This window comes from Acanthopleuribacter pedis (assembly GCF_017377855.1).
Classification (GTDB): Bacteria; Acidobacteriota; Holophagae; order Acanthopleuribacterales; family Acanthopleuribacteraceae; genus Acanthopleuribacter; species Acanthopleuribacter pedis.
The window spans coordinates 1-23,121 of sequence record NZ_JAFREP010000065.1 but is presented as its reverse complement, the minus strand read 5'-3'; the positions used below and the strand labels follow the sequence as shown (position 1 = coordinate 23,121).

The 23,121-nt window shown below is 57.1% G+C and carries 8 protein-coding genes; 3 read left to right on the top strand and 5 right to left on the bottom strand.

Annotation, left to right across the window (positions count from 1 at the left end; genetic code table 11):
- Positions 1–2,119: 2,119 nt before the first annotated feature.
- From J3U88_RS33485 to J3U88_RS33475, 3 genes are all read right to left on the bottom strand, one after another.
- Positions 2,120–8,089: a DEAD/DEAH box helicase gene (locus tag J3U88_RS33485; protein WP_207863580.1), complete on the bottom strand. Its 5,970-nt coding sequence runs from the start codon at positions 8,087–8,089 to the stop codon at positions 2,120–2,122.
- Positions 8,086–11,586 (bottom strand): hypothetical protein, encoded by a 3,501-nt coding sequence (locus J3U88_RS33480; RefSeq protein WP_207863579.1) that lies wholly within the window; start codon positions 11,584–11,586, stop codon positions 8,086–8,088. Before J3U88_RS33480 ends, J3U88_RS33485 begins: the two co-directional genes overlap by 4 nt.
- A gap of 1,104 nt (positions 11,587–12,690) precedes the next feature.
- Positions 12,691–13,728: a hypothetical protein gene (locus tag J3U88_RS33475; protein WP_207863578.1), complete on the bottom strand. Its 1,038-nt coding sequence runs from the start codon at positions 13,726–13,728 to the stop codon at positions 12,691–12,693.
- Positions 13,729–15,710: 1,982 nt separating this feature from the next.
- Between J3U88_RS33475 and J3U88_RS33470 the strand changes: the two genes are divergently transcribed.
- From J3U88_RS33470 to J3U88_RS33460, 3 genes are all read left to right on the top strand, one after another.
- Positions 15,711–16,931, top strand: coding sequence for a hypothetical protein (locus tag J3U88_RS33470; protein ID WP_207863577.1), 1,221 nt, complete (start codon positions 15,711–15,713; stop codon positions 16,929–16,931).
- 791 nt (positions 16,932–17,722) lie between these two features.
- A complete protein-coding gene (locus J3U88_RS33465; protein ID WP_207863576.1) occupies positions 17,723–18,388 on the top strand; it encodes a hypothetical protein in 666 nt (221 codons plus the stop codon).
- 22 nt (positions 18,389–18,410) lie between these two features.
- Complete coding sequence (locus J3U88_RS33460; RefSeq protein WP_207863575.1) at positions 18,411–18,710, top strand: hypothetical protein; 300 nt, start codon at positions 18,411–18,413, stop codon at positions 18,708–18,710.
- 996 nt (positions 18,711–19,706) lie between these two features.
- Here the strand turns inward: J3U88_RS33460 and J3U88_RS33455 are convergent.
- Together J3U88_RS33455 and J3U88_RS33450 are read right to left on the bottom strand one after the other, a co-directional pair.
- Positions 19,707–20,480, bottom strand: coding sequence for a hypothetical protein (locus J3U88_RS33455; RefSeq protein ID WP_207863574.1), 774 nt, complete (start codon positions 20,478–20,480; stop codon positions 19,707–19,709).
- Entirely contained in the window at positions 20,401–21,627 is a 1,227-nt protein-coding gene (locus J3U88_RS33450) for an AAA family ATPase (protein WP_207863573.1), read from the bottom strand. Before J3U88_RS33450 ends, J3U88_RS33455 begins: the two co-directional genes overlap by 80 nt.
- Between the last annotated feature and the right edge of the window lie 1,494 nt (positions 21,628–23,121).

The following is a 23,121-nucleotide window of genomic DNA, read 5'->3' as shown; positions in this document are numbered from 1 at the left end:
CCCGATACCCGGCGGCTACCGTGGGACGCCGGCGTGCCTACCGGTGGCACGGCAACGCCGTGCCGGATTTCAGCCCTGGGTTGGACGGGGGCGCGAAGCTGCCACCGACCAACCCAGGGTCCACCGCCGACATACCCCCGTGCGCTGAAGGCGCAACGGTACATCACTCACCGCCATTGCTGGGCCTTGCTCCGGTGCGCATTCTGCGCACGTGGTTCGAATTGACCCCTAACCCATGGTTGGCCACCGGATGCTTCGCCTCGCTGCCCAACCATGGGCTGAAATCCGGCAAGGCTTCACCTTGCCAACAGCCGCGGGGACAGACACCCGTAAGCCGTTGGTTTTATTATGCGTGTTTGGAACCCATCGGCTTGGCCCGCCACCCCCTGTCCCGATACCCGGCGGCTACCGTGGGACGCCGGCGTGCCTACCGGTGGCACGGCAACGCCGTGCCGGATTTCAGCCCTGGGTTGGACGGGGGCGCGAAGCTGCCACCGACCAACCCAGGGTCCACCGCCGACATACCCCCGTGCGCTGAAGGCGCAACGGTACATCACTCACCGCCATTGCTGGGCCTTGCTCCGGTGCGCATTCTGCGCACGTGGTTCGAATTGACCCCTAACCCATGGTTGGCCACCGGATGCTTCGCCTCGCTGCCCAACCATGGGCTGAAATCCGGCAAGGCTTCACCTTGCCAACCGTTTCCAGGGCTGCGTCCCCCTTACACCCATCTTTTTGCGGACGCTCTTCGTGCTTATTTACGATTGCGGGGACGATTGCGGGGACGATTGCGGGGACAGACACCCGTACGCCTTCGAGGAACCTGCCGCTGTTGAAAAATGGATCATTTAACATCCCAAACAAAGCCGGTAGCGGCGAAACAGACCACGTTGTTCCCATTTTACCGGCTTAGCATTTCGAAAAATACCACCCTTAAATTATTGATTTCGTTTCACTTGCTCCGGTGCGCCTCCAGCGCACTTCCCGTTTTTTCCCCTTAACCCATGGTTGGTCACCGGATGCTTCGCCCCGCCGCCCAACCATGGGCTGAAATCCGGCAAGGCTTCACCTTGCCAACCGTTTCCGGGCTTGCGTCCCCCTTGATCCCGACCATCTACGGTCGGTTGGCCGAGGACTGCGAGGACTGACATCCGCAAGCCGTTCTAGGAATTGCGGGGACAGACACCCGTAAGCCCTTGTCATTTACGGACGGTTTGCCATGCCAACCTAAGGCTTGTGGGATTGTGCGGGACAGACATCCCTAAGCCCGCGGAATTGCGAGGACAGACACCCGTAAGCTTTTGGTTTTACTATGCGTAGTGGGGACCCATCGGCTTGGTCCGCCCCCCGATACCGATACCCGTCGCGCCTACCGTGGGACGCCGCTGTGCCTACCGGTGGCACGGCAACGCCGTGCCGGATTTCAGCCCTGGGTTGGGCGGGGGCGCGAAGCTGCCCCCGCCCAACCCAGGGTCCTCCGCCCACATATCCCCGTGCGCTGAAGGCGCACCGGTCCTTCCCTCACCGCCATTGCTTGGCCTTGCTCCGGTGCACATTCAACGCGCTTGGTTCGAATTGACCCTTAACCCATGGTTGGCCACCGGATGCTTCGCCCCGCTGCCCAACCATGGGCTGAAATTCGGCACGGCTTCACCTTGCCAACGGTTTCCGGGCTTGCGTCCCTTATGAGCCCAGCCATTTGCGAACGCTGTTCTTGCTTTCCCCGCTTGCATCCTCTTTAAAACACGGTCGTTGAATTCAACATCTCCGGTTCGCGGTGGGTGTCCTGCCTTTCGTGTCCTGCCTTTCCTCCGGCGCTCGGGAAAAGGTGGGTGTCCTGCCTTTCCGTTTCCCTGCCTTTCCCGGTTCGCGGTGGGTGTCCTGCCTTTCCTGCCTTTCACCTCCGGTGCTCGGGAAAAGGTGGGTGTCCGAGGTTTTCTCTCAGTCCGCAAGTGGTGAAAAAAGTGGGTGTCCTGCCTTTCCTTAAAAAAGTGGGTGTCCTGCCTTTCGCGCCACCCTTCGCTTTGAGACGCTGTTCTTTCCTTTAGTGCCTTCGTTATTGCGGTGGGTGGGCAGGCGCTTTTTGGGCCTCGACCCAAGGTCGCTTCGCCGCGGCGGCTTATTTTTTGGCGCCCGGCGCTTCCACCACGCGGAAAAACACCTTGGTGTCGTACTCACGCGACATCAAATGGTCAATGCCCCCGCTCAGGTCGTACACGACCTTGGTGTTCAGGCCGTCGTCGGTTTGGTAGGTGACATGCACCTCGCGGTCGTGGAAACTTTTGCGATCATCCCACCCAATCGGCTGCAAACGGAAAGAAATACCCCAATTTTCCAATTTCGTTTTCAGGGCTTGCCGCAAAACGGTCTTGCTCAGGATCGGGCCGTTGTATTCGAACTGATCGCGGTACACGATTTTGAGCATATCGATGCAATCCGCCAACCCGCGAATCGCATCGACCAAATCCAACAAAAAGTCGTGGTTCCGTCCCCCCTTCCCGCAGTAGGGATCACGGATGGTAAGCAACTTGATCGGCACCTGCTTGAGCACGGCAAACACGGACGATACATCGCGTGCTTCGCCGATCTTGAATTCGTGGACCCGATGGGCCGCGAGATGGTTGTCCAATTCTTCCATCGCGATGGGATTGGCACGACGGAACAAGGCTTTCAACGAACCATGGTGTTCGCCAATCTTCAGTTCATAGCAGGGATCGGAAAGCAAGGATTCAAACAAGGGCACGTCCAAATCGGCCAACCAAGCCTGGCCGTGTTTTCCATCGACTTGGCACAATCGCGGCACCATCTGTTCCTTGCCCGTTTCCGGTAAATGGAACAACCGCAGCATGTCTTCCTGCAAGAATGGCCTTAGGTGTGGGTACATTTGGCGAAAAACCCAGGTTCCGTTAGAGAGGATTTCCCCCTTCTCGCGCAGGTACACATGAATCGGTTGCCCCTTGCGCAAACGTCCGAGTAACCAATCCAACACCACGCTGTCACGGCCGGCATTGCCCAACAGCGACTGCGTCACAATGGTAAGGGTTTGATCGTCGCGCATGGTTTGGTGCAATGCATCCATGGGGTCACGAGTAATTTGATGGGCATCGAACGGCGTTGGTACGGTTTCCCCATTGAGTTCTTTGAGCCAGTTGATCAGCAAGTGGCGGTTGAGGTAATCCCAAACGGCTTGGTTGCGGAAATCGTGGAGACAGGCGCGGCAGGCGTCGGCACAGTTTTCGGCACATTCCAAGACCTCGGCGGCTTTGATGAGGAGTTTGTTGATCTCCAGTGCCGCGGTCCCGACCTTGGCCACGAACCCGGCCCCGCCCGGTACGCCGTCGTACAAAATGATGTCGACCTTATTGGCGCGAATGCGGTAGGAACAGCGCACCTCGCCAATAGGCAACCCCAAAATTTGGATCAGCGCGAGGCGCATCGCCTCGGCCAGCGTTTGCGCAAAACTGCGACGGTACATATCCAATCGCGGTTCCTTTTTGGGTTTGTCCGGCATCGGGTAGCGGAAACGAAGCTGGAGCACATCCGTGTTAAACCGATGGGCCAGGTTCTCGCGGGAGTAAAAAGGTTTGGTACAGGGGTCGCCGGTACTCGGCCGCTTATGGCCTTTTTGCCGGAAGGCCGGGGTCATGGCGGGTTCGGCAAAACCACAGGTGTGACAACGGTCATAACCCAAACCGCGACGACCGCGGTTGATGATAAACATGGTGCCCGCCTGTTTTTCCTCGGTCGCGTAGGCATGCATCAGGAAACGGCCGACCTGCAGATGATCCCCAGGATTGATTTTGAAATCATCGGGCCGCGGTAAGGTGATCAAACGGGCTTCCTCCGAGGGCGGTTCTTTGAGACGGAAATACCCGGTGGCGCGCCCGCCCTTGGCATCGTAGTGGGTCATGAACCCCTTGGGTTCAATGAATTTGTCCGTACCGCCTTTGCGGAAATTGCGCGCCCGTGAACCACAGTTGACACAGGAACGGTTAATCCCTTCGCGATCCTCGGCCACCATCACGTGCTGACAGTTACGGCATTCCGCGAAATGGCGGGTCGGCATGAAGTCGCGCGGGGCGTATGCGATACCGGCACTGGTCCACAAACGGCCGTCCGCGACCACCTCGGCGCCCGGCGCGTATTCGCTGATGCCGAGCGAGGCGTCCCGACTTAACTGCACGTCCGGTTCTTGGTAATCGCCGGCCTTTTGCTTGGACTTGGCGATGTCGAGGGTGATGGCGTGGGTTGGAAAACTATAGGTCGGGATCAATCCCCCAAGCGACAGGCGGGTCACCAAAAACTGGTTTAAGTACTGATCCTTAAGGTCTTCCCATTTGTTGACGACCTGGCTCGCCTTGCGTCGCTGGGTCTTGTCGCCGTTGATGATGTCCTGCTGGGCCGCCGCAATTTTCTGTTCGTAGAGCACAATTTGCCCGGTAATTTCCTGGAAGAAACGCCGCGCGGCCTCCTTAAAAGCAGCCCGCAGCTTATCGCCTTTGCGGTCTAGTTCGTGTTGAACCGCCTCGGGTAACCGTTCCACCAAGGCTTCGGCCTCGCGAAATGCGCGCTGTCCCAGGTCGGTCTCCAGCCACGTCATCAGGTCGTAAGTCATGCGATCAGCACTTTGGCTGTCAATGGAACCACCAAACACATGAAACAGCCGCGGCGCATTGGGGGCATCGGAACCCAGCTTGTTTTTGAGGTAATAAAAAAGCAGAATCGAACTTTGGTGCCGCTGGAACAGTTCCCGATTCGCCAAGGTGATGATCGGTACCGGCGGCGACTGCAGCAGGTATCCGCGAAAATCACGAAACACGCTTTGGTCGTAGTTGCTGTTTTTGGCGACGGTTACGCAAAAGGGGGCGGCCTGAGCGCGACGTCCGGCGCGACCGGTGCGCTGCTGGTAGTTGGCAATGGACGGCGGAATATTGCGACACACCACGGCCTCGAGATCGCCCAAATCAACGCCCATCTCCATGGTGGTGGTACAACTGAGCAAATTGATGCGGCCGGCGGCGAAATCCTGCTCCACCCCTTCCCGCACCGCGTTGGGCAAGCCGGCGGTGTGCTCGCTGCACCGGACCGGTAATAAACCTTTGTCCAATGCCTGCTGAACATAATGGTTCTCCGCGATGTAAGCTTCTTTTTCCTCGGCGGAAAGCGCCTTAAGCATTCCATCCTTACAACCACGCACGGCGCAGAGGGCTTTCATGCTTTGGCTCTGATGGGAACCGCAGCGGTTGCAAATGTACAGCGGGGAAGGCCGCGTATTGACCAGCACCCATTGGTTCAAATCGAGCCCAAACCCGGGGGCGAACCGGGCCGGTGCAATGATGCGATGTTGCTTCAATAAATCCCACACCTTGTCTAAAAATTCACGGGCCTGGGGTTTGCGCCAACCGGCTCTCTCCAAAAACGCCATTCTGCGATTGGCGACTTTGCCGGTCGGTGTCCAGGCAAAACCTTTTTTCTTGGGGGTTTTGGTCCGTTCGAAATTTTGGTTTTTGCCGCTTTGGAAAGGACCCCAGAATTCCTCATCATTGAGGTCCAAGTCTTCGGTGGCGAGAATCGCCCGTTCGACCCGAAACGACTGCAACAGGATCGCCAACAGGGCGCGGCATTCCTTATCACCCAAGGCCGGCCCATGGGATTGCTGCACCAACTGGTGTAACGCGGGCAACATTTTTTTCACCAAAGTTGGATCGAGTTGGGCCTCGACCAATCCGAGTTTCTCTAGGGAGAGGCGACGGGGGCGCGTGAAGAATTCGGCCACGGTTTTGCCAAAAAGATGGTTTTCTTGAAGTGCCCGATCAGCCAAGGGACTTTTACCCGCGGGAAACACAAAAGCTTCTCCCTGCGCATCCTCCCACAACTTGCGAATCCTGCCCCCTAGGTTCTGAAGCGAAACCGGTTCGCTGCTTGCGGCCACAATGCGAACGATGGCGGCGCGTAAGGCGAAGTCCCCGCTGGTACGTTGAAAGTAGGGCGCAAAAAACGCGGCGTCTTGGCGGCCGTCGGAGAAGGTAATGAGTGAGCGCCCCCTCAAGGGAAGCGAGCCATCCATTTCATGTTCCTTGGGTTCGGGCAAAAAGTCCAAGACGCGTTGCATGACCACCGCGGACAAGGCGTCGTGACCGGGATGAATGCCCGCGATGGGTTCAAGCATGCGTTGGGGGCGATAACCGCAGGCCGGGCAGCGTTTGACAATGCGGCGTTGCGAACGCTCGTCGATTTCCATCGGGATTTCAACCAAGGTGAGCGTGGGCTCGCCCGGTGCCGGGTTAAGTCCGCCGGTGGTGGGATCAATGGTCAAGGGTTTGAAGTTCGCACTTGGCTCGGCGACGCCCTCCTCCTCATCGGTCAACCCGAGTTGACCGCTTTTACCGAGGAAATAAATACCGCGGCTCACGGCGATGCCCTTGGCGTTTTCCAGGCGGGCCTTGGGATGCAGGCGATCCCCGTCTTTGTAGCCTTCCATGTAGGGTTGCCCGCAATCGCGACACAGCAGCAGCGGGTAATAGGGGGTGTCGTCTTCCTCGTGATGCGGGAAGGGCGCCAGCTCGGCGAGGTAGGCTGGATGATTGGGATCTAGCTTGATGGAAAGCCCGGCCACGCTGTTGACGGCCAGGTGGTAGCGCGCGGGTAACAAGGGGTAACCCGCGCCGTTTTCGCGGGCGACCATGCTGGTTTGGATCATCACCGCCAAGGCGTTCCAGGCGGTGGCTTCCAGGGTGTCGGGAAACACGCCCGCGGCCAGTTCGCGGTAGGCCGACACCGTGTCGGCCTGGTCCAATAACTCGGCGGCGCGGCGCAATTCCGCGTTGGTGGAGAAGGTGTTGAACAGCCAGGCGTCAACGGGGCCGTTAACCTCGGGCAGGATGGTGTTTAAAACTTGATCTTCGAGGGCGATTTGCCATAAATCACGATCCAACACGTAAGGAAAATGTTTCGCTGCTTTTTCCGCGTCCGCCTTCTGTGCCGACGCATCACCCGGCTTTTTATCCAACAATTCAGCCAAAGCCTTACCGAACCCAATCCACTGGTCGGCACTTAACGAAAAGGTCTTCGCTTTTTTGGTTAAGGCGCGGTGAACCACCCGTTGCCCGCGGACCACCTCGTGGACGGTTTCACCAAACAGATCACTCGCGAAGGACAGCAACTTTTCATCGCTGTCGGAATCGTCGGCAAGGCTGGCGCTGGTGCCGAACACTTTGAGCGGCTCATTCAAGCCCATGCGGTTTTTGAGTTTTCGCAGCAGGAAGGCCACCTCGGTGGCCTGCGCCCCGTTGTAGGTGTGAATTTCATCCAACACAATCGCTTTCAAACAGCGCTCGCCAAACAAACTTTGGTTTTTCGGCAGCAACAGCATGTGTTCCAACATGGCGTAGTTGGTAATCAAAATATGCGGCGGATTAGCGAGCATTTCCTGCCGACTCAGCAAAAAGTTTTCGGGAATTTCCCCACCCAATTTGCCCATCAGTTTTTCATTTTCCTCCAGGGTCTCAATCACCTCCTCCCTGGTGTCGCGCACCTTTACCTGCGAGGTAAAACGCCCGAAGGTAATGCCCGCATCGCGAAAGGTTTTGCCGAACAACGGGGCGATCCGGTAGTACAACTGATCGTTGGCCAGGGCGTTCATCGGATAAATCAGCAGCACGCGCACCCCCGGCCGCCGCAAGTCCGGGTCGTCCAACAACATGTGCGCCAGCGGGTACAGAAAACTTTCGGTTTTACCCGAACCGGTGCCGGTCGCAATCAGCAGGTTTTTGTTTTCTACAATCGACTTGTGGAGCGCCTCGAATTGGTGCGAGTGTAGTGGAAAATCTTCTTCCGGCGGCAGCTTGGCGAAGCCGTCGTGCAAAAAACCGCCGTGGCGCCGCAACAGCTCGCTGATGCGTTTCGCCTTTTTGAAGTCCGGCAAGGTCTCGACAAAAGGACCTTCGACCAGCTTGGCTTTGCCCAGTTCTTTTTTGACCGCGGCGCGCAGCCCCGGGAAGTTGCGGCTCACCGCAAAGGTGGTTTGAATGTAGCGTTGTACCGCTTCTTCAAGGTCGTTGGTTAAGTCGATTGGGTTTTTATCGGTCATGGCCGGCCTCCGTCGTGATCAAAGCGAAAAATGAGTTCCCAAAACAAAAGGTAAAAACCAAACAGGTCGAACCCCAGGTACAGCAAAAAGCCGAGCCGTTTGCGGGTATCCAAGGGCGAGCCCGCGGAAGCGGCAGTCATTTGCGCCATCAGCGCCTCGAGCACACCCTGCGCCCGCGTCTCCCAGCGGCAGGCCTTGGCCAGCAACGCAATCAGCTGGTGGGCCGGCGCCAAGGCCTCCTGGTCGGTACGTTCCGGGGTTTCAGAAGAAAACAGGGTACCGGCGGGTGCGGTGAAGGAAACCCGGTCCGGGCCGGGGTGGGCTTGGCCCGCGCGGGTTTCGCCCAAAGCACGTCCTACTTGCGTGGCGAAAAACAGGGCCTTGCCCGCGTAGGGATAATCGCCCGGGCTGTCGCGCTGGAAGTGGCGACCCAGCGCCGCCAAGGCGTAACGCAGGTGGTGCGGGCCCAGGTAATCCTGCTCCCCTGGCTGCCAGGACGCGCGCCGCAACCAGCGCCAGGTGTCGTCCAATGCCAACCGGCCCATCGCCTCTTGGTAACGCGCCAGGCAAAAACCACGGAGCTCGGCGGCGTCCTGTTGCGCCTCGGCCAGATTGCGGAAACCACCCCAAAAGACGGGGTGTAACCGACCACTTTTCGCCAAACCGTGTAGGTCGCCGCCGGCCCAAACCGCCATCTGGAACACCATGTTGCGGCAATCCGAAAACGAGGCGTTGCGGTCGCGCGGCAACAAGGTGCGGTAGCGCGCGGCGGGTTGGGCGAAAAAATGCGGCCGAAAGGCGGCCGGGTTCCAGTGGGGCAGCCAACCGGCGGGGGCGTGGGCCGCGCCCGCGTTGAGGCATTCGCGCACCCATTGGCACACCAACTCGTCGGAAAGCGCGGCCGGATCGAGCGCGGCCAGTTCCTCACACCACAACGGGGTTAAGGGTTCCATGCGCGCCCAAGCGCCCTCGGCGTGATGGCTTGCAAGCAAACGGTGCAAGCGCAGGAAACGGTTCAGACGGGCCTCGCCGTGGACGGGTGGTCCTGCCGCCCAAAGGATCTCAGCTGCTTGGATGGGTTGGATTTGTTTATTGCTTTTGACAAAAACAAGGGTCTCGCGACCCGCCCGTGCATCGGTTAACAGCCCCCAACGGGAACCGATTCGACCCTGCACCGACACGCGGTAGAGGCCGGAATCCAGGTCGTCGGTCGTCAGGATCAGGCGGTTTTCGTAGAGGCCGGCCCGGTTGGGACTGGTCTCCCCTTCGAAGCGCATCAAAGGTTCGTCCCCGCCGCCGGGCGGCTGTTCGTAGCTTTTGCCGGACCATCGGGTGGTTTGGCCGGTGATCAGGTTTTCAAGTTCGGCGGCCAGTTCGAACATCACCGCGCGCGGGTAAAACCGCCAAATGATGTGGTTCAGCCCGGTTTCCACGCTGCTGTCGGCCACGGTGTGGGGATGGAACCAGGTGGCCAGCAAGACACGCGGACCCTGTTCGGGCACCAGCCACAATCCGTTGTTGCCGGGTTGGACGGCGTCGATGAAGGCGGCGGTGTCCACCGAGAAGCAACCCTTGCGGGGGAAGTCGGGCCGGGCCAAGTAGTCGCCCAGTTGCAATACGGCGGGTTCCTGATAATAAACGGTGAGGCGGCGGCGTGTTTCGCCGCGCAATGCGCATTCGGAACCAAGCGGAATAAACCGTTCCGCGTCGATTTTGGCGCCCTGCTCGCGAAGCGAAAGGAACAAACCCGGCAGGGCGAAGCGGAAGCGCAGGGTGCGTTTGTCGGACAAGGCAAACGCCGGTTCCATGGTGCGGTGGTGGCGATCGCGGCACCCAATGCCGTCGGCGCGTTGTTCGCAGTTTTCCGATGATTCGGACACGAAGTTCGTGGCGGCACCGTGGAACGCGCCGCCGGTCACGCGTTGCAGGCCGACCCAAACCAACGCGCTCAACCGCGCCTCGGCCCGTCCATGGCCCTCGCGCCGCAATTCAAACACGACCTGGCGCATCCCGGTGGGACAGCCCTCGAAGTCGAGGTGGATGCGCGGGTCGTCCTCGGGATCGACGGGTAGGGTTTGGCGCCAAGTTTCACAGCGAACTACCAAATGGAAGCGGTCCTCGTCATTCTCTTTTTCTTGGCCGGCCCAATCGATCAGCAAGTGGCAGTTGTTGCTTTGGAAAAAGCCGCGTCCTTTGAGGGGCTGGTGGTAGGCCCCGTCGAGGGAAAGCGCGGTGGTATGGAAACCGGCGAAGTGGGCGGCGGCGCGACCGTAGCGGAACACAACCTCGGCCCCCGGTCTCAGGTCGAGCTCGGTGACATGCAGCTCGGGGTCGAACCCGAAGGGTTGCGATGGCAACCCCAGCGGTTGGAATTCGCTGAGGACAACGTAGGCGCCGGGGTCGAGGGTGAGGCCGAGTTCCCCGGCTTGATCGGCGCGAAACAGCTTGCCCCGCGCGATCAAATCACCGCCGCGGGCGGGAAACACCAAAAACCGGTTGCCGGCGGGGCCTGGCCAAAGCTCGTCGGACCAGGAGACGGGGCCGATGGTGCAGTCGGCGGTAATCCGGGAAAAGCGTTCGGCGGTGAGCGGAAACAAAACGCCGTCTTGCTCGGGGTAGACGGTGGATGGTTGGTCGTCGAGGGAGAGATGCCAAGGGGCGTTGTCGCGCGGGGGCAGGAAGAGGCCGTAATCGTTGCCGTCCCAGCGGATGCTGGGCAGGTTGAGCGCGGCCTCTACAAGGACGGCGGCGGCGCGGAGCGGGGCGATCTGTTGTTCGAGGGCGGCGAAGAAAGGATTGGTCTCGGGTTGGGTTTCCTTCTTTTGGTGCCAGGTATCAAGGAACCAGCGGGTGTAATAGGCGTTGGTGTCGTTGTGGAGGGCGGCGCGGGTGCCCGCGGAATGGGCGGCACCGTTCATGGCCAGGTAGTGTTGTTGCCAGGCGATGAGGGCCGCGTCGTCATCGGGACTGGGCAGGCCGTGTTCTTTGGCGAAGGCGAACATGCCTTTGACCAGGCGGGGCAGCGCGGTGGTGGGGACGCCCACCTGGGAAAGGTAAAGGCGCACCATGTAGGCGGATTGGGTGTGTTGGGGGGTGGGCGGCAGGCGCAGGGTGGCACAGACGTGGAGAAAGGATTTATAGAGTTCGCGTCGGGCGCCGTGGGATAACTTAAAACCAAAGCCTTCTTCTAAATGGCAGTAGACGGCTTTGGTGCTGGTTTCACCATAGTGTGTGTAGAGAAGGTTGGTTAAGTATGCGCCGAACAAGGCGGGCCAGCGGTAGAAACAATCGGTGAGGAAGGCAACGGGATCGTGGTGGCGTTTGTGGGCCGCGAGTTTGTTGCGGATCAGGTGGTCGGTTGATTTGAATTCGGTGTGGTACATGCCGAGAAAAGGCAAGTCCCCGCAACGGATTTTGCGCCTCAGCGATTTCTCGAATCGATCCAACATAAGGTTGAAACCGCTGTTGCGGCTGTTTGGTTTGCAATAGGTCCCCATCGGTGTGTCCCCCCAGTGCGCCGGTTCGCGCGGGTTTTGGAAGCTTACTGAGGGGGAACACCGAAAAAGTCGTTGGGTTCACGGTGGGTTTGTTTTAGCCCGCATTTCTCACAAGGATTCGTAGCGAGAAGCTGAAAGCCTTGTGAGTACGAAGATTACGACCGAGAGACGGCACAGGCGTAGCAGCGCTACGGCGAAGGCGGCTCGACCGAGTAAGCGAAGTAATCGCATGGCTTTCGGCTTCGTAGCAGAATTCCTTGTGAGAAATGCGGGTTAGGTGGAAATTTTGTTTTTTTGGGTCGGTTTTTGGCCGTTGTTTTTCGTCAATTCAAACATTGGACTTATTTAATGGGTAGGATTCGGGTGGATGCATTTGTGCCCGTTTGGACGTAGGATACGCCAAAGAAAGGCAGGACACCCACCTTTTCCCGAGCGCCGGAGGTGAAGAAAGGCAGGACACCGAAAGGCAGGAGAAAGGCAGGACACCCACTTTTTACAAGAAAGGCAGGACACCCACTTTTTTCACCGCTTGCGGACTGAGAGAAAAAGAAAGGCAGGACACCCACCTTTTCCCGAGCGCCGGAGGTGAAAGAAAGGCAGGACACCCACCTTTTCCCGAGCGCCGGAGGTGAAGAAAGGCAGGACACCCACCTTTTCCCGAGCGCCGGAGGTGAAAGGCAGGGTGAAAGGCAGGACACCCACTTTTTTCACCGCTTGCGGACTGAGAGGAAAGGCAGGACACCCACCTTTTCCCGAGCGCCGGAGGTGAAGAAAGGCAGGACACCCACCTTTTCCCGAGCGCCGGAGGTGAAAGGCAGGGTGAAAGGCAGGACACCCACTTATTTCGCCGCTTGCGGACTGAGAGCCCAGAAAGCGGTCACCCACTATTTTTCACCAATGACTCCTAGCCGCACCAAAAAACACCGACCCAACGCCGCCCACCAAGCGGTCTCTACACGTGACGGAACCAACCCCTTGGGGATTCATTGGTTGATCGCTTGCCACCCGAATTTTGTGTGCAGCTTGTCTCTAACCCTGGCATTGGCCTTGCCTCGTTCAAATAAATTGTCTCGACCGCGATTGTCCTTCGTTGGTGTGTTGCCCCTAATCTAAAAATGCAGTTTTGCCTGCGCTCAAGCCGCGCACCCATCCCTGCCCCATCCGCTTTGCTGCCTGTTTCATGTGGGTTTCGGTCCCGGCCACGCTAAAAAACATCGATTCGAAATGACGCGTACTGTTTAGCCATTGTTGATGGTTCACGGATAGACGGGTCAACATGGGTGGCAAGTGGTCTGGGATGGCACCGGCTTTTCCCGCAACTAGACGCCGCCCCGTCCAGTCCAAAAGCTCCAGATAACCCTCGAGATCCATGGGCAAAAAACCGCGACGGTCCGGTGTATCCCTTAATGGGCAAAGCCAATCATCGCAGCCGGTTTCAATAGCAGCCGTGGGCTCACCCAAAATGCCCCAGGCCCCATGGGACGCATTAGAACAACGGGCCAGGTGTCCCCGAATCCGCTCCTCCGCCGAGGTGAACTTGCTTGTTTCCGGGGTTTCCGCGACCTTGGCCCTAATTGGATTTAGCTCCACATAGGTCAAGCAGGTCAGCACCGCGGCGTCGTCTAGAAGCGTCATATTCTTAAATCGCCCCTCCCAAAATCGTCCGGTGCAACCGTCTTCCGCGTTGGCTTTTCGCGCGATGAATTCCTTCAAACACCGATGAAACCAAGAAATGGACACGAGCCGCTTGCGAAGAACTTTGATTCGGCTTTCGTCCATGAGGAGCAAGGTCACCTCATCTTCGCTTGGCTCGACGGGGACGTCATTGGGTTCACTCCGCTTGGGAAACAATTTGAGCCAACGAACGGCTACATCACGATCCGATCCCTTGGCGGCAAGGTCGGGTCGATTGCGAAGAATGGTGTGGAGATGGTTGTCCATGAGTGCGTAGCCACATACATCAAGGTAAAAGATGCGTGACAACTCAATGAGACGTTGGTGAAGCCAGGTTTTTCGATGCGCGTAATTATTGCCGGTGAGTGGATCTTCACCCTGAAGATGAGCGCGTCGTACACAACGGGAGATACAGTGCTGGATGCCTTCCACCTGGTCATTGATGGTTTCTGAACGGGGACGTGTCATTGACGACCTCCAAAATTTTCGGATGAGGACATCGCGAAATATAAGGCCAAGCTAAGACAGCCTCTGTCAGGGGGTACGAATTTTTACAAAAAATGTCGTTAGCAACTTGCACACCGGTTTTTTGAGTGGGACGACTTCAGCGAATAGGGGGTTTTAGCCGCACTAAAAAGAAAAAGGCGGGTGTCCTGGCTCTGTTCTGGCACTGTTGTCATGCTCAGGATAGTTGTCCCCGCTTTGCTCCGCTTTATCCCGGATTAGATGGGTGTCCCCGCTTTGCTCTGCTATATCCCGGATTAGATGGGTGTCCCCGCTTTGTGCCCGCTTTGTTGTAGATTAGATGGGTGTCCCCGCTTTGCCTCGATTGCGGCGAACCCATGAGAAAGCGACCCGGCGGACACCAGCGAAAGGTCTGTTCCACCCCCGCCACCGCCACCGCCACCGTCTGCCAAATACCATAGGCGTCGCGGCCGTAAGCCACGGTGCTGGGATAGGGAAAATCATCAGGCGGCGCGATCCGCCGCACACGGGTCACCGTCATGACCCACCGCCCGGAATGAAAGCAACGCCACACGGGATTTCAAGCCGCGTTTTCACCAAGAGCACAACCGCCTCCATCACCAGGCCACCCACCGGCACCGGCCCGTTTCCCAAAAAACCAGGCGCGCCGCTCAACCGAATGTAGGGTTTTGTGTTGTTGTTTTTGACCGCCGGCAAAACGAGACAGGCCCGCCTCCGGCGATGAACCACGTATTTGCCTCAAAGTTTAGCACGACACCAAAAACGAAAATGCCGGTGTCCGATCCGCCCAAACCTCTCGTGCGGAGGCGCAGACACTTACAGGTGACCACTTACGGGTGACAGGCACAAAAAAATGACTGATTTTAATTGGGTTAGCCACACCACGCGGCTATAACCTTCTTTCTCCCACCTTCTCCCCGGCAAGAACGGGAGCTTACGGGTGGCAGGCACCAAAAAGTGGCCAAATGGGATCAGGCCATGCGGGCTTGCGGGTGATGGGTGGCAATTGACACTCGCTAAAAAAGCACTTACGGGTGACAGGCAGCAAGAAACAGCTGACTTTTATTGGGTTACACACATCAGGCGGCTATAACCTTTTCCACCCACCGCGCTCGGATTGATCAACTTGCAGGTGGCAGACGCCACCATCACTTGGATTCGTGGTGCTTCCTGGAGTGGTGGGAGATCAACATTGTGGAAACCATTGTGGGGACAGACATGCGTAAGACGTTGGTTCCGTTTCGCTTGCTCCGGTGCGCCTTCAGCGCACTTGCTTTCTTTGGCCCCTTACCCATGGTTGCCCACCGGTTGCTTCGCACCGGCGCCCAACCATGGGCTGAAATCCGGCAAGGCTTCACCTTGCCAACGGTTTGCGTGCTTGCGTCCCCTTAATTTTTGGCGGTTCACGGATAAAACCAACGACGGGTACCCGATAAAGCTTACCCCCTACCCCCGTTTCTTTTTCCCGAACCACAGGGGTTTCCTTCTCATCTAACACACTCGTCCTTTCGGAAGAGACCACACTTTCCCGTTTAGCCAGATCCCCAGCAATGCAACTTTCTTCGGCACAGTGATTAAATCAACTATCAGCACACTCATTTATCATGTAAATTTAACACTGCCCGCCATTCTCTCTTTCCTTGCCCAACCATCCTGTTTTTCAATGAAACGTGCCATGGGTTCACCCTCATCTCCGGTCCGCCGCATTTTTAAACCTAAGAAGCGCGAAAACTCGCGGTGATTTCAGCTAAACCTCTGGGCTGCAACGGCCTGTAAAAATGCTCACCGCACCCAGCGGGTGCGGTCGGGCGCGACCCCGGTCCGCTTGTTCCAAGCCATTTCGCTCCAGATTTTTAGCGAAAATCCCTCGCTTCAACGCCTCTTTAGGTTAAAGGCGAAACCCATCCCCATCGCATTAGCCCGCGTTTTCCCGCGGTAGCGCACAAACAGAAGGAAGGATATTTATGTTTCCAAAGCAACCCCAACCCGTGAAGGGTCAACAAGTCGCGGTCGTTCACCAAGTTCAGCTGGAACAACCCCAGCAGCAAGGCCCGACCATAAACCTGAAAGTACCCGATAACCTCAGCGATCTATTTAGCATCGGGGACATCGATGTGGAAAACACCCAACAATTCGCCAACACGCTCAAAAGCAACATCGAAGAAGCCGACTACGAAATTTATTCGAGCAATGGTTTTGACTCGCCCCAAACAAAACAAATGTTTGACGACGCCTACACCACGCCGTTCGACATGATGGGTCTGACCCCCAACCACAACATCACCTTCATCATCGCCACCAACCAAGACGACCAATCGATTGATGTCGTCGCCCTACGCAAAAATCCCGACGACCCCGACGAAATCCAAATCTGGAATTCAGATACCAACCAGTACGAGGCCATCGACGGCGACCAATTCGAACAACGCTTTGAGAATTATGACTACAGCCTGATCACCACGGACCAACACCACGTTTATTCATTCGAACCCTCGGTCACCCACGTCCACGATCAAGATCTCGAATTTTGTCATTATGTCGCGGGCAACGTCGGCAATCCTGGCAATAACCCACCTTATCACCACGAGTACCAGCGAGGCGCCAATTCGGGATTGTGCGGCCTGCACTCCCTCAACGCCTTCCTCGGCAAAAACCAATTCTCGGCCAACCAGGTCGGCAACAAAATGGTCGACATCGTCAAAGATGAAATGGGCTTTGAGGACGACGCTGCCCGTAATTTTGTTTTTGAGAAAAAGGTCGGCCAGGATGAACTGGACCCCAACAATTTGACAGGGATCAGCACGGCCCAAATGGTGACCTTGCTCAGCCAACTGGACGGGGTTCCCGATGAACTAAAGAACCTGGAAGCCACCTCGGTAAGCAGAATTCACGAAAAAGAGAATGATGGCCAGGAGTTAACCGCGGTCAAAAACGCCATCGGCGACAACGACCGGTTTATGGTGGGTTATGCGGGGCAAACCACCCACTACGTGACCTGCCGCAAGGATGACAACGGCCGCTGGTGGATGATCGACTCGCAGAAGTCCCAGCAGCAGTCCTACCCGGACCTGAACACGCTGCTCGGCCGCATCAAAAGCGACATGGACGGCGATCCCGGGCAAACGGTGTTCCTCACGCCGCGGCCGCCGCAACCGCAATTGGTGGATCCCAACAACGTCGTGTAAATCGGTTCCCGAAAAGCGAGGTCGAGAGGCCTCGCTTTTGTTGGCGGTGTTGAAGCATAACCACGCTTTGGTTGCACCGCGGGGAGGTTGCGGGGACGTTGCGGGGACGATTCCATCAAGACGTTGCGGGGACGTTGCGGGGACAGACAGGTGTAAGATGTTGGCTCTGTTTCGCTTGTTCCGGTGCGCCTGCAGCGCACTTGCTTTTTGTTGTCCCTTACAAATGGTTGGCCACCGGGTGCTTCGCCCCGGTCCCCAACCATGGGCTGAAATCCGGCAAGGTTTCACCTTGCCAACGGTTTGCGTGCTTGCGTCCCCTTGGTTCTTGGCGGTTTACGGATGCACTTACGGGTTACAGGTGTCGAGATGTCAAGGGACGTGGCGGGGACAGGTATCTGTAAGGCGTTGATTCTGTTTCGCTTGTTCCGGTGCGCCTTCAGCGCACTTGCCTTTTGTTGTCCTTTACCCATGGTTGGGCACCGGTTGCTTCGCACCGGTGCCCAACCATGGGCTGAAATCCGGCAAGGCTTCACCTTGCCAACGGTTTGCGTGCTTGCGTCCCCTTGGTTCTCCGCGATTTACGGAAGCGCACAAGGCGGGGACCTGTACGGGGACAGGCACATTAAATCCAAAACCTCCTTTTTCCCCGTTTTCACGTCGCCCCAGGATCTTGCGCTCTCAAAGTTGAACGCGCCACCAACGGCGATCTCCACTTAGTCAGATCCTTTTTGGCGCCGGGCCCGACTTATTTGGTTAAATAAAAGATCCATCGCTCACCTTAAGGAATCACCATGACCGACCGCATTTTGTTCCCAACCAGCCCCTGGCCCCAAGGTCATATCGTCACAAAATTCGCCTGGTCCGGTCGCCTCGAACCCGACAGTGGTTTGTGGTTTGACCTCCATTTGGAAAGCGACGATTATTTTGCGGTGGAACCAACCCATTTAAAACCCGAGGCGCACCAAACTTCGAACTGGGATGCACCCGCGGTTTGGGGCAATTACGGCGCCTGCACCTTGTCCTCGGTCGAATGGGGCGAGCAGGATGGCTTTCGCGTCGGAACACCGGATCAACCCTTCGACATCAACACCCTGGAAAACCGAGAATTTTGGGTTGACCGTCTTGGTGCGCCCGCCGATTCTTACCAAGACCCGTTTCGCATTTACCTTCAGGGATTTGATTCGGTCGCCGACATGCGCATTCAGTTCGGCCCTCGCCACACAATCGACCGCTTTGGCTTAACCTGGGAAGGCCGCATCGCGCTCACCTACCGCGGCGACGACAGCTTCCGCTACCGCTTCGAAACCCAAATCCAGAACTGCCGCTTTGAAGGTTTTTACCTCGCTGAAAAATGCACCGTGGAGGCGGCTTGGCGCCTTTTTCGAACCCATGTGACGCATCCAGAAGCCTACACCTACGATGGTTGGACCTTCTCCCTCAAAGACACCGCAACCTGACGGAAACGCCCGGAAAGAGATCATGCAGCGTCCCAAAATCGGCAAAAACTATACCTTCCTCCACTTTCAAAACGGGGTCGTCGAATGGTTGCATTTCGTCGCCAACGCGGACGGTACCGGCGGCATCGATCCCTTTTCAACCCAGGCCTATCGCGACGCGGTTGCCGCCCTTCCACCCAACATGGACATTTGTTTTGAGCTGCCGCCGCCGGGCGATTGGCGCGAAGATTGGGCCCGTTTGCAACGGGAAGGCTGGAAAACCCTGGCGGAAGCGATCAAGGCGGGACGTGTTCCACCGGATTTCGATCCCGAAACGCCATAATCTGAAGCAGCCTGTTCTTGCGGTTGCAGGGACAGACATGTGTAACTCTTTGGTTCCGTTTTGCTTGTTCCGGTGCGCCTACAGCGCACTTCCCTTCTGTTGACCCTGACCCATGGTTGCCCAACGGTTTGCGTGCTTGCGTCCCATTGATTCTTCGCAATTTACAGAAGCGCACAATGCGGGGACCTGTACGGGGACAGGCACGTTAAATCCAAAACCTCCTTTTTCCCCGTTTTCACGTCGCCCCAGGGACAGTTGCAGGGACAGACATGCGTAACTCACTTGCGGTTGCAGGGACAGACATGTGTAACTCTTTGGTTCCGTTTTGCTTGTTCCGGTGCGCCTACAGCGCACTTCCCTTCTGTTGACCCTGACCCATGGTTGCCCAACGGTTTGCGTGCTTGCGTCCCATTGATTCTTCGCAATTTACAGAAGCGCACAATGCGGGGACCTGTACGGGGACAGGCACGTTAAATCCAAAACCTCCTTTTTCCCCGTTTTCACGTCGCCCCAGGGACAGTTGCAGGGACAGACATGCGTAACTGTTTGGTTCCGTTCCGCTTGCTCCGGTGCGCCTTCAGCGCACTTCTCTTCTATTACCCCTTACCCATGGTTGGGCACCAGGTGCTTCGCCCCGGTGCCCAACCATGGGCTGAAATCCGGCAAGGCTTCACCTTGCCAACGGTTTGCGTGCTTGCGTCCCCTTGATTCTTCGCGATTTACGGAAGCGCACAAGGCGGGGACCTGAACGGGGACAGGCACGTTAAATCCAAAACCTCCTTTTTCCCCGTTTTCACGTCGCCCCAGAATCTTGGGCTCTCAAAGTTGAACGCGGCACCAACGCGCAGAAAACGTGCTCAAGGTACCTGCCAATTACGCGTCGCCGTCGATCCCAGAGGCTTTTCCAAAACAGGTTTCGCATAAACCCTTGGTGCAGGACCCGCCAAAATGTGTGTGACTGCACCCATCCAAACCTGGATTAAACGACAGGCTGGTCTACTCAGTTAACACGGCTTTGACCGAGGACTCGAAGCGGCGCGCCTGCTCACACGTCTGGGTAACCTTGGTCCAGCGCTCGGTGATCAGAGAAGCAATCGCCCGGTATTCTTTGGTTAATTTTTTGCAGGTCGAACCACGTCGTCGAATAAGCTTGGCGCCTTTTTTGCCGATAAAAAATGGCGCCACTTGAACGTTACATTCCAGCCCTGAAATTTTTTCCGGGTGATCCATAAAAAATACGGGAACCAACCAGGATTCAATCGATTTTGATGGAATGCAAATAACCCAATGTTTTTGAATCCGGTCGTCGACCCAACCCAGGACAACCTCGCGCAAAGCGTTGACGGTATCCGAAGCGGGTGGACAAGGTTTTTCACAGGGCAGATCATTAAATGGAACCGGCTTGGTGCCGAAAACGTCGCCGTACTGTTTGGACGCCACATCGGCATCCACATGTAGAATCACCAGGTCTAACTCAGCAAGTAGGGAATTTTGCAAGGCGGTCGTATGTTGACGGCACCAACGAAGGACCCCGCCCCAACCGGTTTCTCCCGAAGCCAAGGCAAAGGTCGCGTCATCGCTGGGTTGAATCCGGGTAAAGCTCAGTGTTCGGTCCTTCAAAATGGCGGTGAGCGCGGCCTCCAACACGATGAAATCGGTTGTTCCCTCCACGACCAACCCAATACGGAGGTCAGACATTGGGGACACCACCCAAATAACCCATGACCCAAAGCCTTGATAAGGGCCATCCCTTCTCCTCGGCCATGGCATGAAGCTTCGCGTCGACCTGCACGCGTTTAACCGTTGTGTGTCCCGTGTTGTTTCGATCCACGGCAAACAAACGCACCCGATCATCACTGAGGTTCAAACCGTCGAGTACGGAGGGGTTGTGGGCGGTCAGCAAAAACTGACGGTCGGGCCGGTGATTGGGCAACCAATCGCAGAGCAGGTTCATGAGACGCTTAACCAAACGCGGATTGAGCGCTTGATCCATGTTGTCAATTGCCAGAATGGGTGCGACCTCTGGATGGGCTGCCAAAATGCCGTAGAGGAGTACGGAAAGCGCACCTTCACTGGCATCATACGCGGTCAGTGAATTCCTGCCCTTGATCATAAACCGGTCAAAAAAACGGATGATTCGCTGTTGCCGTGGAACGGAGGGCGAAAGAATGGAGGCAGCCGAGGTAGCGGTGTCGACGTCTTCCATCCAATCAATCAAGCCGGTCAGATCATCCCAAAAATCCACTAGATCTTCATCACTTTCTCTTTCGTTTTCTTCGGAAAGTCGGGTCCTCATGGTTTTAACCGCGTCAGCAAGCCCACCACCGGCAAGGCCGACCGGTCTGCGCGCTTGCATGTCGGGCTGCAGGCCGCGCAACACCGGCGTCGTGGGTGCATAGATCCCGAAATCCCGCAGCGCGGTAATAAGACGTGGTAACGCCTCACTGGGTTTGAGATCGACAATGATCGCGGGCGCCAGGCCGTACTCCTTGTTGTCGGAACTCTTGGGCCCTCGACTCGCGACCGACGTCGCGTCTTGGATAAACTCCTCGGTTTTGTAGCGCCAGGCAGGTAATGGATTGTCAAGATTGTTGAGCAATGACACCGCGTAAGCGGCCGTTTCGTCCTCAGCCTTGAAATAAATATGCGGCAACATCCGTGCATCGGCAAAAGCCGATTTGTACAGGCGGGCAACGCCGGCACGAACCCCGCGCCGGAGCAGGGCTTCATCATCGACCCGACCGGAAACCGCGGCGGAGAGAACCCCCACGGCCTCAAGAATGTTGCTTTTTCCGCTGCCGTTCGCACCAATAAATACATTGATGTTGCCCAGTTCTATTTGGACGTCTTTAAGGGATTTGAAAGATCGAACTGTCAGCGTACCAATCATAAAACCGCCCAAAAAATGCTTACTCATAATATCCCAGTGCCTTCTAGAAAATCAAACAGCGGGTGGGCCTTGGTTTAACTCGGATGATCGGCGGGTCAAGGCGCCGAGCATGATCAGGGGGAATGCGGGGACAGACATGTGAAACCACTTGGTTTTAATTTGGTTATACAGAGTGTGGAAACAGGGGAATGCGGGGACAGACATGTGAAACCACTTGGTTTTAATTTGGTTATACAGAGTGTGGAAACAGGCCCGCGAAAAAACTGATTTTAAATGGGATGTGGCGACACCTGTGCTTCCCAAACCTGGACGAACACATGAATGGCGAACAAAACGGGCAGCAGGAACCCTCTCAACATCATTGATGCTCATGGCTGGTTCCAACGCTGCCAGGTTGAAAAACCGCCGCGCATCCTTGACCCAGGTGGGGCCGACGCGCTTAGGAGCCATACGGCCGACGGGAAGACTGAAGTTTCAAGAGTGATTTCACCGCCGGCCGGCATTGATTTTAGCGCGCCACCACCTGCGTCAAGGACCGCTCCGTGAAAAAATCGGCACCTCCCAACCGAGCAAGCTCGGTCGGGCCCCTCCAATTTTTCCCCTCCGCTTGCGCTAGATTGACGCGGTTCGGCCTCCTGGAATCCTGATGTTTCACAATGAAGCAGGGTGACGGGCACGCAAACCTGGGGACCAAACCTGGGGACAGACACCCCAAATTGCCTGACTTTAAGGTTGCAGGGACAGACATGTGTAACTCGTTGGTTCCGTTTTGCTTGTTCCGGTTCGCCTACAGCGCACTTCCTTTCCGTGGACCCTGACCCATGGTTGGCCACCGGTCGCTTCGCCCCGGTGCCCAACCATGGGCTGAAATCCGGCAAGGCTTCACCTTGCCAACGGTTTGCGCGCTTGCGTCTCCCTCATTTTTAGCGTGTTCCGGAAGGATCGCGGGCTTTCCGCTCTTGCCCCTTCTATGAAATGTGGGGACCGACACCCGTGGGAATGTGGGGACCGACACACCAAAAGGTTGCAGGGACAGACATGTGTAACTCGTTGGTTCCGTTTTGCTTGTTCCGGTGCGCCTACAGCGCACTTCCTTTCCGTGGCCCCTGACCCATGGTTGGTCACCGGTCGCTTCGCCCCGTTGCCCAACCATGGGCTGAAATCCGGCAAGGCTTCACCTTGCCAACGGTTTGCGCGCTTGCGTCTCCCTCGTTTTTAGCGTGTTCCAGAAGGATCGCGGGCTTTCCGCTCTTGCCCCTTCTATGAAATGTGGGGACCGACACCCGTGGGAATGTGGGGACCGACACCCCAAAAGGTTGCAGGGACAGACATGTGTAACTCGTTGGTTCCGTTTTGCTTGTTCCGGTTCGCCTACAGCGCACTTCCCTTCTGTTGACCCTGACCCATGGTTGGCCACCGGTCGCTTCGCCCCGGTGCCCAACCATGGGCTGAAATCCGGCAAGGCTTCACCTTGCCAACGGTTTGCGCGCTTGCGTCTCCCTCGTTTTTAGCGTGTTCCGG